This is a genomic window from Pseudothauera rhizosphaerae (genome assembly GCF_004801305.1).
GTDB classification, from domain to species: Bacteria; Pseudomonadota; Gammaproteobacteria; order Burkholderiales; family Rhodocyclaceae; genus Pseudothauera; species Pseudothauera rhizosphaerae.
The window spans coordinates 35,532-48,023 of the sequence record NZ_SSOD01000017.1 but is presented as its reverse complement, the minus strand read 5'-3'; the positions used below and the strand labels follow the sequence as shown (position 1 = coordinate 48,023).

Sequence of the window (12,492 nt, the reverse complement as noted above, 5' to 3'; positions counted from 1 at the left end):
CCCACGAATCGCCCGATCCACGAGACCCACGCCTGATGCAGCTCGCGTTCTGCCTGTACAAGTACTTCCCCTACGGCGGCATGCAGCGCGACTTCCGGCGCATCGCCCTGACCTGCCAGGCCCGGGGCCACACCATCCGCGTGTATGCGCTGGAATGGCAGGGGGAAGTGCCGCCGGGCTTCGACCTGGTGCGGGTGCCGGTCCGCGCGCTCACCAACCCCGGGTGCTATCGCAAGTTCACCGCCTGGGTACAGGCCGACCTCGCCCGCCGCCCCGTCGACCGCATCGTCGGCTTCAACAAGATGCCCGGGCTGGACGTCTATTTCGCCGCCGACCCCTGCTTCGCGGAGAAGGCGCGCTCCCTGCGCAACCCGCTCTACCGCCTCACCCGGCGCTACCGCCACTTCGCGGCCTACGAGCACGCCGTGTTCGCGCCCGAGAGCAAGACCGAGATCCTGACCATCTCGGCCATGCAGCAGCCGCTCTTCGCCCGCCACTACGGCACGCCGGCCCGGCGCTTCCACCTCCTGCCGCCCGGCATCGCCTCCGACCGCCGCGCGCCGCCCGACGCCGCCGAAATCCGCGCCGCCTTCCGCAGCGAATTCGGCCTGGGCGCCGACGACCTGCTGCTGGTGCAGATCGGTTCCGGCTTCAGGACCAAGGGCGTGGACCGCAGCCTGCGCGCGCTGGCCGCGCTGCCGGAGGCGCTCGCCCGCCGTACCCGGCTGATCGTCATCGGCCAGGACGACCCGAAACCCTTCCGCCTGCAGGCCGCTGCCCTGGGCCTGGGCGAACGGGTGCAGTTCCTCAAGGGACGCGACGACATCCCGCGCTTCCTGCTCGGCGCCGACCTGCTGATCCATCCCGCCTACGCCGAAGCGGCGGGCATGGTCCTGCTCGAAGCCGTCGTCGCGGGGCTGCCGGTGCTGACCACTGCCGCCTGCGGCTATGCGCACTACATCAACGACGCCGACGCCGGCGTGGTCATTCCCGAACCCTTCACCCAGACGGCGCTGGACGAAGCACTGGCCAAAGTGCTCGGAGACCCGAAGACGCGTGCACGCTTGCAGCGCAACGCGCTGGCCTTCGCCGAGCGGACCGATCTCTATTCCCAGCCCGAACGAGCGGCGGACATCATCCTGGGCCGACGCGGATGAACGGGCTGGTGCTGACCCCGCCCCTGTCCGGCCTGTGGGCCGACCGCGACGCCTTCGCCGCCGCCGCCGAGCTCGCCCGCGACGCCGCCGACGGCACAGTGGTGCGCGACCTGGAAGGCCGCCGCACGCTGCGCTTCGAAATCGATGGCCGCGGCTACTACCTCAAGCGCCAGACCGGCATCGGCTGGGGCCGCATCGCCGAGGAACTGCTCCACCTGCGCCACCCCGTGCTCGGCGCCGGCAACGAATGGCGGGCGATCCAGACCTGCCACGCCCTGGGCGTGCCCACCATGACCGCTGTCGCCTACGGCGAGCGCGGCCGCGGCCCGGCGCGGCGCGAGTCCTTCCTCGTCACCGAGGCCATCGAGCCGGCCGAGGATCTGGACGTGCACACCCGCCGCTGGCGCGACACCCCGCCGACGCCCGCCCACAAGCGCGCGCTGATCGCCGCAGTGGCCGACATCGCGCGCCGCATGCACGAAGGCGGCATGAACCACCGGGATTTCTACCTCTGCCACTTCCTGCTGCGCACGGATGCGCCGGGCGACACCCCGCAGCTCGCGCTGATCGACCTGCACCGCGCGCAAGTAAGGCCCGCCACGCCGCGGCGCTGGCGCGACAAGGATCTGGCCGCGCTGTACTTCTCGGCGCTGGACATCGGCCTCACCACCCGCGACAAGCTGCGCTTCCTGCGCCGCTACTTCCCCGGCCCGCTGCGCGCCACACTGCAGCGCGAAGCCGCCCTGCTGCGCCACCTGGCACGGGAGGCCGCGCGCCTCAAGCGGCGCTACGAACGCAAGTTCGCCAACCGTCCGGCCCTGCAGAAATGACGGACCGCCCCGCCGCCGTTCCGCCCGCCCCGCCACTGACGGATGCCGCCGCCCTGCGCGCCGCCGGCCGCCATCCCGCCGCACCCTTTCGCGTGCGCCTGGCGGATGGAAGAGAGACCGAGCTGACCGTGCACCGCCTGCTGCGCGTGCTGCCCGGCAAGCGGGTGGTGGGCGAAGCGGTGGACGCGGACGGCGCGCGCCGCCTGGTCAAACTCTTCATCGACGGGCACAGCGAACGCAACTGGCAACGGGAACGGGACGGCATCGCCGCGCTCGCCGCCGCCGGCGTGCCGACCCCGGCGCTGGTCGCGGCCGGGCCACTCGCCGGCGGCGGCCATGCGCTCCTCACCGACTTCCTCGACGGCGCCGACACCCTGCTCGACGGCTGGCACCCCCTCGCCGGGGCGATGCCGGGCGACGGGCAGTTCGCCGCCGCCACCGCCCTCCTCGCCCCGGCCTTCGCCCTGCTCGGCCAGGCGCACGTGGCGGGCCTTTCCCACGACGATCTCCACTTCGGCAACTTCCTGCGCCACGACGGCCGCCTGCTGCTGATCGACGGCGACGCGGTGCGCCGCCACGGCCCCGGCCCGCTCGCCGAAGGCACCGCCGCCCGCGACCTGGCGCTGTTGCTCGCGCAACTGCCGCGTACCTGGGACGGCCACCTGGACGCGCTGCTGGCGGCCTACCGCCTGACCAATCCACGTCCGCCCGGCAATGGGGCATTGCAGCGGGCGCTCACGAAAGCGCGCGCCTGGCGCCTGCAGGACTACCTCGGCAAGACCGGGCGTGACTGCACGCTCTTCAAGGTGGAACGCACCCCGGATCGCTACAGCGCCGTCGTGCGCGGCGAGGCCGACGCGCTCGCGCCCCTGCTGGCCGGTCCCGACCGCGCCATCGACGCCGGGCATCTGCTCAAGCGCGGCAACACCTGCACCGTCGCCCGGGTCGAAGCGGATGGCCGGCCGCTGGTCGTCAAGCGCTACAACATCAAGAATGCCCGCCACGCCCTCTCGCGCCTGTGGCGCCCCAGCCGTGGCTGGCACTCGTGGCGCGAGGGTCATCGGCTGCGCCTGTTCGGCATTCCGACGCCGGCACCGCTGGCGCTGGTAGAGGAACGCCGCGGCCCGCTGCGGGGCCGCGCGTGGCTGGTGAACGAATACTGCGCGGGCACCGATCTCCTGACCCTGCTCGACGCCGACCGCGAACCGCCGCCCGACGTCGCCGCCGCTCTCGTCGCCATCTTCGCCACCCTGCACCGGGAGCGCATCAGCCACGGCGACCTGAAGGCCACCAACCTGCTGTGGGACGGCCGGACGGTGCAGTTCATCGACCTGGACGCCATGCGGCAGCACCGCAGCCAGGCCACCCACGCCCGCGCCTGGCGGCGCGACCGCGAGCGCCTGCTGCGCAACTGGCCCGAGGGCAGCGCCCTCCATCGCTGGCTGGACGCCCACCTGCCCGGCTGAAGCGCGACGCGGGCCGGGCGCGCATCGCGCGCCGTCGCCGGCCCGGCCTATTCCACCACGCTGTGGATCTTCTCGTAGATCAGGCTGGCCAGCTCGAAATCGTCGTGATAGTCGATGTCCACCACCATGCCGTGCGTCTCGAAGAGGTAGGGCTTGACGCCGATGTGGTAGTGGAAGCGGTTGACGGTGGCGCGCTTGAGGATGAACAGGCTCCACAGCACCGAATGGAGCTTCGGCAGCTCCTGCGAGACCTTGTGCCAGTAGCCGAAGGCGTAATTCACCGGGTTGCCCTTTTCATCGAGCAGATGGCCCTTGAAGGGCTTCACGGCCACGAGGGAATCGTACTCGTCGCGCACCTTCTCCCAGACTTCCAGGGCCTCGGTGAATTGATTGAACAGGGGCGAAGTCACCTGTATCCACATGATGTCGTCGTCACCCGGGATGGGGTCGGTCAGCGCCTTGACCAGGTCGGGCTGGAAGACCTTGTTGCCCGTCAGCGCCGGGTCGCGCGGCATGAAGTGGAATCCGTACTTGTCGCACAGGGCGCACACTTCCTCGCTTTCGGACGACACATAGACGTTTTCCGGCGCCTCGAAGGCGAGAATCTGCTTGGCCTTGATGTCGAACAGGGAGTCGTCCTTGTAGAAGGGGCGGATGTTCTTCCTCGGAATTCGCGTCGAGCAGGTTTGCAGGGGAATGACGATCTTCATGGCTGGACAACTCTCTCCGAAAAAATGGCAGCGCCGCTCGCATCGGCCAGCGCCTCTTCCAGGCTTATCTTGGGAATGATCTCGGCGGGCAAGGTGCTGTGGGCGGACAGGTTGAAGATCCGGAAGCCTCGATCATCCGCGGCGCGGCGGGCCAGCTCGAAGGCGACGCGGATATACGGATCATAATCCTTCAGGAAATCGGGCGGGCGCATGCGGTTGTCGCCATAGAAATGCGCCTTGCCCGTGCCGCCCAGGTCCATGCCCAGGATGTAGTTGCTGCGGTACCCGAGAAAGCAGGCGAGCTGCACCGCCCAGGTCGCCACCGTCTTGCCGGGGAAGAAACCCTTGTCCGCGTTCAGGCTGAAGCCTATCGTCCTGGCCTGCGCCGCGTGCTCCGGGTCGAGCACCACTTCGGGGTCGTCGCGGTAGGCCGCATGGAAGCGCTCCTTGTCGACGCCGGGAAAGCCGAAACGGCGCCCGATGGCCTCGATGAGGAAGATGTTGTCATGGCCCAGCAACTCCGGCTCGCGCTCGCAGATGCGCGACAAGCCGACCGCCGAGAAGAAGCAGTTGGCGCCGCTGGTGATGGAGTCCCGGACGCACTCCCACTGGTTCTCGAAAATCCGGCGGTCGACGATCACGCAATGGCGCGGCCGCATGCCGGCTTCGGCGAACTTGCGGATGGCGCAGTTCAGGCTGATGCAGTCATGCCCCGCCAGACGCCCGAGGTCCACTTCGCCCAGGGAAGGGCCGGTGGCGACGGTGAAGCAGTGATCGCCATAACGGTTCTTCAACGGCCCCACGAGACCGACCCGCCCCACCCGCCTGCCGCGCCACAACACGGAGCACCCGTCTTCATGGCGCTCCAGACCGAAGTCCGGATGGCAGGTGAGCTGATGGCGATAGGCCGTGCCCAGGCGCAGGCGCCGGATGATGGTATGCAGCTTGCTCATGTCTTCTCGCCAGCGCCCGCCCCGGGTTCCCCTCCGCGAGCCAGCCGCCGCTCTTCCCCCTCGTGAAACTGCATGGCATGCAGGTTCGCATACGCCCCGCCGGCCGCCAGCAGTTCGGCGTGCCGGCCCTGTTCGACGATGCGTCCGCCGTCCATCACCAGGATCATGTCGGCGCGCTCTATCGTCGACAGCCGGTGCGCGATCACCAGCGTGGTCCGACCCTTCATGACGCTGTCGAGCGCCGCCTGGATGTGCCGCTCCGACTCGGTATCCAGCGCCGAGGTCGCCTCGTCGAGGATCAGGATGGGCGCATCCTTGAGGATGGCCCGCGCAATCGCCAGGCGCTGCCGCTGGCCGCCGGAAAGCATCACGCCGTTCTCGCCCACCAGGGTGTCCAGGCCCTGCGGCAGGCGGTCGATGAACTCCCGCGCATAGGCCGCTTCCGCGGCCCGTTCGATCGCCTCGCGCGGTGCGCCGGCCAGGTCGCCGTAGGCGATGTTGTTGGCGACGGTGTCGTTGAACAGCGTGACCTGCTGGCCGACCAGGGCGATGTGGCGGCGCAGGTTGCGCAGGGTGTAGTTCTCCACGTCCACGCCGTCGAGCAGGATCTGCCCCCGCTCGTGATGGTAGAAACGCGGAATCAGGCTGGCGAGCGTGGACTTGCCGCTGCCCGACCGTCCCACCACCGCCACCATCTGGCCGGGTTCGGCGGAAAAGGAGATGCCGTCGAGCACGTTGTGCGCCGCGCCCGGATAGGCGAAGTACAGGCCACGCACCTCGATGTGCCCGCTGATCCTGGCCTTCTCCACCGTGCCCCGGTCGGTTTCGGGAGCCTCGTCCAGTTGCTCGAAGATGCTCTCCGCGCCGGCCAGGCCTTTCTGGATCGTCGCGCTCACCTCCGACAACTGGCGGATGGGCTTGGGCAGCAGGCCGGCGGCGGTGATGTAGGCCACCAGTTCGCCGGCGGACGCCTCGCCGCGCAGCAGCAGCACCAGGAACAGCAGCACCGCCATGGCCGAATAGGTGACCAGTTGCAGCGCGGGGGTGAACAGCGCCGAGGTCCTCACCTGCTTGAGCTGCTTGCGCGTGTTCCCCGCGCTGGCGTCGCTGAAACGACCCGACTCGTACTCCTCGCCGCCGAAACTGCGCACCACGCGGTAGCCCTGGATCATCTCCGAAGCCACATGGGTCAGATCGCCCATCGCCACCTGGATCTTGCGGCTCTGCCGGCGGAACCGGCGGTTGACGCTGCCCACCATCAGGCCGATGACCGGCAGGATGGCCATCATCACCAGGGTCAGCTTCCAGTTCATCCACAGCAGGTAGCCGAACAGGAAGATCACCGACAGGCCCTCGCGCACCACCGTCTTGATCGCATCGGTCGCGGCCCCGGTGACCATGGTCACGTTGTAGGTGATGCGCGAGATCAGGTGGCCCGAACTGTGGTGGTCGAAATAGCTGTTGGGCAGCTTCAGCAGGCCGTCGAACAGGGCGCGGCGCAAGTCGTGCACCAGGCTCAGGGAAACGCGCGCCAAGCAGTAGTTGCCCAGGAAGGAGCCCACGCCCTGCCAGGCTGCGATCAGCACCACCAGCAGGGGCACGCCGTGCATGATCTGCATGCCTTCGAGCAGCGGGATGCCGTGCAGGCCGGCGCCGGACGGCTCCGCCAGGCCGTCCACGAAGTACTTCAGCACGCTCGCCAGCATCGGCTGCGCCGACGCGAAGACGATGTAGCCCACCAGGCTGAGCACGAACAGCCCCACATAGGGCCGCACGTAGGACAGCAGCCGCAGGTAGACCCTGAACGAACTTTCGTGCGGCCTGGAAGACGCCGGAGCGGCAGCTTGCATCGTAGGAAACATCCGGCACGGACAGGGCCGCGATGGTACCACGGCCGCCATACGGCCCATGCGCCCGGCGGAAGCCTGACTTACAATCCGCAGTCCTTCTCCGGCGGCCCCATGCAAGCAAGCACCCTCACCCCCAACCCTCTGCGCACCGGCACGCGTTTCGGCCTCGCCGTGCTGCGCGCGCTGCTGCGCGGCGGGTTCCTGTACCGGGGCGGCCACCTGCCGCCCGCCGGTCACCGCGTGCCGGACGACTTCACTGGCGTCGGCGTGGCCGCGGCGACCGATCCGGCCCACGACGACCTGCAGCTCGAACACCTCGCCCGCCTGGGCGTGCGCCGGGTGCGCATCGACCTCACCTACGGCGACGCCGACGGTCCCGCCGGGCGCCTTTTCCCCAAGCTCGCCGCCGCCGGCTACCGCATCACGCTGCACCTGCTGCAGCCCTTCGACGAAGCCCGCCGCATGCCGGACGCGGGCGTGGAGGAACGCTGGCGCAGCTTCGTCGCCGACACGCTGGACCGCTTCGGCGCGCTTGCCGACCTCATCGAAGTCACCTCCACGGTCAACCGCCGCCGCTGGGCGGGCTACAGCCTGGACGGTCTGCTCGCGGCCTGGGGCGTCGCCCACGACGAAGTGCGCCGCCGCGGCCTGGTGCTGGCCGGCCCCAGCATCACCGACTTCGAACCGGTCTACAACGTGGGCCTGCTCTCACTGCTGCGCGACCGTGGCCAGTTGCCGGACATCCACACCGACAACCTGTTCGCCGAGCGCGCCATCCGCCCCGAACGCTGGGACCACAAAATCCTCGGCCACCGCCTCGCCCCGCTGATCCGCTTCAACCTGGTCAAGAAGGCCCGCCTGCTCGCCCGCATCGGCGCCCAGGCCGGCGTGCCGCGCCTGGCCTCGCCCGCCGCGTTCTGGACCCTGCCCCGCATCGAACGCCGCCTGCCGGACAGCGAACAGAAACAGGCCGACTACCTCACCCGCTATTTCGTCCTGTGCGCCGCCTCCGGCGCCCTCGAACACGCCGGCTGGGGGCCGCTTGCCTGTCATCGCGAAGGCCTGGTCGACGACGGCAGACAGCCCTATCCCAGACTGGAACGCATCACCCACTACGCCGCCGTCACCGGCCCGGCCTACCGCCCGCGCCCGGCCTTCCATGCCCTGGCAGCCTTCAACCGACTGATCCCCGGCAGCGTCTACCGCGGCCGCCTCAACCGCGGGCAGGACCTGGAAGTACACGCCTTCGACAACGCCACGCGCTCCATCCACGTGGTGTGGACCACCAACGCCCGCGCCGCGGCGCTGCCCGACCTCTACGATGCCGCCGCACTCGCCGCCGTGCGCATCTTCGACCGCGACGGCGCCGAGCTCAGCGGCACCGCGGCCCTCGAAACCCGCCTCGTCACCCTCGCCGTGACCGAGAAGCCGCTCTATCTCGCCTGGCCGGCGGGTCAGGCGCCGGCCGTTTCCCCCGCTGCCGCGCCCCTGCCCGGCCTCACCGTGCATGCCCACGGCAGCGGCCTGCATTACTACTGCCGCAACGCGGACTGGCACGGCATGGTGCGCGCGGCGGACGGCCCGGAAGCCGACGCACTGATCCGCGCCCTGCACCCGGAGCACGTCGGCGGACCCAGGCAGGCCGACACCCTGCGCCGCGCCCGCAACGCCATCTGGACGGTATCTGACCCGCGCAACCCGGTGGCCCGGCTCGCCGTCAAGCAGCCGGTCAAGCACCACCTGCACAAGAAACTGCTCGACCGCCTCAAGCCCTCCAAGGCACGCCGGAGCTGGAACGGCGCCTCCGAACTGCTGCGCCGCGGGCTGGGTTCGGCAGCGCCGGTGGCCTGGTTCGAACAGCGCAGCGGGCGCGACCTCACCCTCAACTGGTACACCTGTGAATACGTGCCGGGGGACACCTCCATCGGCAAACTGTTCTCCGCCTATACCCGCGGCGAAGAGCCCGCCGGTTTCCCTGCGCAGACGGTCTACGCCCGCCTCGCCGACTTCCTGCTGCGCATGCACGGGCGCGGCATCTTCTTCCGCGACCTCTCCGGCGGCAACATCCTGGTCAGCGCCGCCGCACCCGGCGAACCGGACTTCGCCCTCATCGACACCGCCCGCATCCGCCTCTACCCGCAGGGTGTGCCCCTGCGCCAGCGCCTGTCCGACCTCGCCCGCGCCTGCCACAAGCTCCACCCCGAAGGCCGCGAAGCCTTCATGGCGCTCTACCTCCAGGGCCTCGGCCGCCGCTTCACCCCCCTGCAGCGCGCCAGCTTCGCTCTTTACGACCTCAAGGCCGCCCTCAAGCGCAGACTGCGCAAGACCGCGCTCTACCGCAAACTCAAGCGCTGATCTGGTCGTTTTCCTGTGGTTCCACGGCCTTGCACCAAGCCGACTACGGCCGGAACACTTTCAGCTCCAGCCCATCCACCGCCTTGTAATGCTTGTCGTTGGCCGTAAGCAGAACTATCCCCAGTTCGAGTGCGGTCGCCGCGATCAAGGCATCGGCCAGGCGCATCGCGTGGGACTGTGCGTGCTGTTCCACCAGAAAGCACGCGCGCGCCGACACCGCCGTATCGATCTGCACGATGCGCGCCGACCAGAACGACAGCGCTTGCCTGATCGTCCTGAGTTCACGCTTGTCGCGCATGCCCTGCACCAGTTCCATGTACGTCACCGCGGAAATCGAGAACCCCGGCGCCGCATCCAGCAAGTCTGCCGCCCTGGCATTGCCGCGCAGATTCCAGATCAGCACATCGGTGTCCACCAGCATCACGGCAATTCCCTGCCCTGACGCAGGCGCCGGATTTGCTCATCGACCGTCTCGCCGCTGTCGCGCCACAAACCGAAAGCGGGGTTGCGTGCGTCGCTTGCGGCCCGCTCGGGGCCTTCCCAACGGGTCAGGACGGCGCGCGAACGCCCCCGATAGGTGATGACCACCCGCTCCCCTCGGTCCGCTGCCGCCAGCACCTCGGCCGTATGCAAGCGCAAGTCCTTGGTCGTCGCTTCCATGGCACCTCCTTCAAGTTACACAACAAAGTATAACTTCGACGAGAATGGGTGCCAGCCGTATCCCGTGATTCAGGCACGTTCGGTTCGCAACACCTTCGGCCGCCGGCCTGGCGTCCAAGCACCGCCCCCCTGGATGTCGTGGCGAGCACCGTGCATCGTGCTTCGCTATGCTCGGCACACACCCTTGTGCCACCTCCTCGCCATGTCATCAAAGAATCAGCAAACGGCCGCCTCGTGCGCGGCTGCAGTCGTGGTCACCGACCTTGACCCCTATTCCGCGCTGTTCGACCTTTGGCAGTTGTCATCCACGAAACGGCGGACGACTACCCTGGACGAATACCGCAAGGTGCTGGGCGCATTCGCGGCCTTCGTCGCCGACAAACCCCTGGCCGACGTACAACGCCGCGACGTGCTGGCATACCGGGATTCCCTGCTGGTACGGGGACAAAGCGCCACGACGGCAAACCACAAGGTCGGCATTCTCAGGACGATCTTTCGCACCGCCGTCGATTACGAACTGATCTCCACCAACCCGGCCGAGCAGGTGCGTACGCCCGTGCAGGGGGCGGCGAAGACGCGCCTGGCATTCACCGCCGATGAGTTGAACCGGGTGTTCCGGTCGGATACCTACACCGCCGGCAAACGGCCACGGGGCGGCGGGCGGGAGGCGGCGTTCTGGCTGCCGTTGCTGGCGCTGTTCACGGGCGCGCGCCTCGAAGAACTGGCCCAACTGCTGGTACGCGACGTGCACACGGCCAATGGGCTGGGCCACTACCTCCACATCAGCGATGAAGCGGTCCACGCGCAGTTGAAGAACGTCTCCTCGAAGCGCCGCATCCCGATACACCCGATCCTCCTCGCCATCGGCTTCATGGACTACGTGGAGAAGATGGACGGTGCGGTCATGCTGTTCCCGGACCTCAAGCGCAACGTGCGGGGCCGGTTGGGCGGGTATTTCAGTACCTTCTTCTCCGCCTGGCTGCGCAACAAGGTCGGAATCACCGATACGCGCAAGGTGTTCCATTCCTTCCGTCACACCTTCAAGGATGCGTGCCGGGCCGTAGGCATCGAGGAAGCGGTCGGCGACGCCCTCACCGGGCACACCACGCCGTCGGCCGGCCGCAGGTACGGCAACGAGCTGTATCCCTTGCCGCCCCTGTTCGAAGCCATCGAGCGCTATGAGATCGCCGGCCTCGACCTCTCCCACCTCTACGTCAGGCCGTACATGCCGCGCCTGAAACGCAGCGAGTTGAAGATGATCGCGGCGTTCTACGGTGTCGTCGTGGCATTCGTGACGGGCCGGGCATGGCGGGGGCGCCCGCCCTTCGTCATGGCCCAGTGGCAAGGCGCGGAAGCGGGGGTTGACGTGGCGTCGAACACGGTAATCTCCGGCTTCCTGCCCGAGCACAAGCTGGTGCTGGTGAGGGCGTGGGTGGAGATCCACCGTGAGGAACTGCTGGCCAACTGGCACGCGGGCGGACCGGAAGGGGAATTCTTCAGGATGGAGCCGCTGCGGTAGGGAAACTCTGCACAACCGTCAACCGTTCGGGCTGAGCCCTTCGGCTTCGCTCAGGACAAGCCTGTCGAAGCCCTTGACCGGCAATGAATCGTCCTTCTGCAGGCTCAGGACGAACGAGACCGGGATGCCGGGTCGCCGGCGGATGTAAGCAGCTTGCGTGCATCCTTGAGCAACAACAGCAACTGCTGCTCCCGCACGGGCGAGTCCTCGAAACCGAAGCGGCGGTAGAAACGCGCCGCCTCGTCATCTACCGGATGCGTCAGCAAAGCCCGTACACCAGCCTGCTCGGAAATGGCCACCGTACGCCGAATCGCGTCCTGCAGCAGCCCTGCGCCGATGCCCCGGCCATGCATCGGCCGGGCCACCGCCAGCCGGGCGAGGATGACCACCGGAATCGGACAGGCACCCATACCCTTGCGTATGCGCTCCGGAACCTCCAGCGTCGCAACCTGGCCGACGGCCAGGCTGAAATAGCCGACAACCCGCCGATCGTCCGCGACCACATAGGTTCGGGCCGAACCGCTCGATTGCGCCTGCTGCGCGTAGCGCACCAGCCAAGCGTTCAGACTGGGCTTGCCGCAATCAAAATCGTCGATCAAGTGGCTCGCCGCCAATGCCTGTGGCGCCGTCAGCAGCATCAACGCTCCCAGGGGGCGGGACGGGAAAACAGATCCTTGAGGCCATCATGCACCTGCGCCGGGCGGTCCAGCAATTCCAGCAACACCTGCGACTGGCTGCCGGAAACGAGGAACAGGCACTGATCCAGCAGTGTCCGTTCGGCAGCCTGGCAGGCACTGTCGAGGATGAAATCCGTCATCGACTTATGGGCAATTTCGGCCGCCCGCCGCAGCACGGCCTCCTGCTGGGGCGTCGCACGCAAGCCCAGGCGCGCCGAACGCACGGTTGTCGTACCCATGAAAACCTCACATCGCTATTGATTTTGTGTGCCATGTTAGCACGTTGGGCGTACAAACACAGACACTCCCGTCCTC

12 protein-coding genes are annotated in these 12,492 nt (G+C 68.3%); 5 read left to right on the top strand and 7 right to left on the bottom strand.

Features of this window, described 5'->3' with window-relative positions; genetic code table 11:
* Positions 1–35: 35 nt before the first annotated feature.
* From E6O51_RS17700 to E6O51_RS17690, 3 genes are read left to right on the top strand one after another with little or no spacing between them, the layout of a single operon-like run.
* Positions 36–1,157 (top strand): glycosyltransferase family 4 protein, encoded by a 1,122-nt coding sequence (locus E6O51_RS17700; RefSeq protein WP_136386341.1) that lies wholly within the window; start codon positions 36–38, stop codon positions 1,155–1,157.
* Positions 1,158–1,165: 8 nt separating this feature from the next.
* On the top strand, positions 1,166–1,987 hold the full coding sequence (rfaP, locus tag E6O51_RS17695) for a lipopolysaccharide core heptose(I) kinase RfaP (protein WP_230976836.1): 822 nt from the start codon (positions 1,166–1,168) through the stop codon (positions 1,985–1,987).
* The gene (locus E6O51_RS17690) at positions 1,984–3,453 is read left to right on the top strand and encodes a lipopolysaccharide kinase InaA family protein (protein WP_136386339.1); all 1,470 of its coding nucleotides are present in this window, start codon (positions 1,984–1,986) and stop codon (positions 3,451–3,453) included. Before rfaP ends, E6O51_RS17690 begins: the two co-directional genes overlap by 4 nt.
* A gap of 47 nt (positions 3,454–3,500) precedes the next feature.
* On the opposite strand, the gene E6O51_RS17685 is transcribed toward E6O51_RS17690, so the two are convergent.
* Genes E6O51_RS17685 through msbA form a run of 3 tightly spaced genes read right to left on the bottom strand, consistent with a single transcriptional unit; the run spans position 3,501 to position 6,966 of the window.
* On the bottom strand, positions 3,501–4,163 hold the full coding sequence (locus E6O51_RS17685; protein WP_136386338.1) for a glycosyltransferase family protein: 663 nt from the start codon (positions 4,161–4,163) through the stop codon (positions 3,501–3,503).
* Positions 4,160–5,116 (bottom strand): hypothetical protein, encoded by a 957-nt coding sequence (locus E6O51_RS17680; RefSeq protein ID WP_136386337.1) that lies wholly within the window; start codon positions 5,114–5,116, stop codon positions 4,160–4,162. The genes E6O51_RS17685 and E6O51_RS17680 overlap by 4 nt, the downstream gene beginning before the upstream one ends.
* Positions 5,113–6,966, bottom strand: coding sequence for a lipid A export permease/ATP-binding protein MsbA (gene msbA / locus E6O51_RS17675; protein ID WP_136386336.1), 1,854 nt, complete (start codon positions 6,964–6,966; stop codon positions 5,113–5,115). Before msbA ends, E6O51_RS17680 begins: the two co-directional genes overlap by 4 nt.
* A gap of 111 nt (positions 6,967–7,077) precedes the next feature.
* Here msbA and E6O51_RS17670 point away from each other — a divergent pair, with 111 nt between their 5' ends.
* On the top strand, positions 7,078–9,321 hold the full coding sequence (locus tag E6O51_RS17670; RefSeq protein ID WP_136386335.1) for a BUD32 family EKC/KEOPS complex subunit: 2,244 nt from the start codon (positions 7,078–7,080) through the stop codon (positions 9,319–9,321).
* Positions 9,322–9,364: 43 nt separating this feature from the next.
* Here E6O51_RS17670 and E6O51_RS17665 read toward each other — a convergent pair whose 3' ends face one another.
* Positions 9,365–9,742, bottom strand: coding sequence for a type II toxin-antitoxin system VapC family toxin (locus E6O51_RS17665; RefSeq protein ID WP_136386334.1), 378 nt, complete (start codon positions 9,740–9,742; stop codon positions 9,365–9,367).
* Complete coding sequence (locus tag E6O51_RS17660) at positions 9,742–9,981, bottom strand: type II toxin-antitoxin system prevent-host-death family antitoxin (protein ID WP_136386333.1); 240 nt, start codon at positions 9,979–9,981, stop codon at positions 9,742–9,744. The genes E6O51_RS17665 and E6O51_RS17660 overlap by 1 nt, the downstream gene beginning before the upstream one ends.
* Positions 9,982–10,231: 250 nt before the next feature.
* Between E6O51_RS17660 and E6O51_RS17655 the strand changes: the two genes are divergently transcribed.
* Positions 10,232–11,500: a DUF4160 domain-containing protein gene (locus E6O51_RS17655; protein ID WP_230976835.1), complete on the top strand. Its 1,269-nt coding sequence runs from the start codon at positions 10,232–10,234 to the stop codon at positions 11,498–11,500.
* 104 nt (positions 11,501–11,604) lie between these two features.
* On the opposite strand, the gene E6O51_RS17650 is transcribed toward E6O51_RS17655, so the two are convergent.
* Together E6O51_RS17650 and E6O51_RS17645 are read right to left on the bottom strand one after the other, a co-directional pair.
* Entirely contained in the window at positions 11,605–12,138 is a 534-nt protein-coding gene (locus E6O51_RS17650) for a GNAT family N-acetyltransferase (protein ID WP_136386331.1), read from the bottom strand.
* On the bottom strand, positions 12,138–12,416 hold the full coding sequence (locus E6O51_RS17645) for a type II toxin-antitoxin system TacA family antitoxin (RefSeq protein ID WP_136386330.1): 279 nt from the start codon (positions 12,414–12,416) through the stop codon (positions 12,138–12,140). Before E6O51_RS17645 ends, E6O51_RS17650 begins: the two co-directional genes overlap by 1 nt.
* Positions 12,417–12,492: the final 76 nt, after the last annotated feature.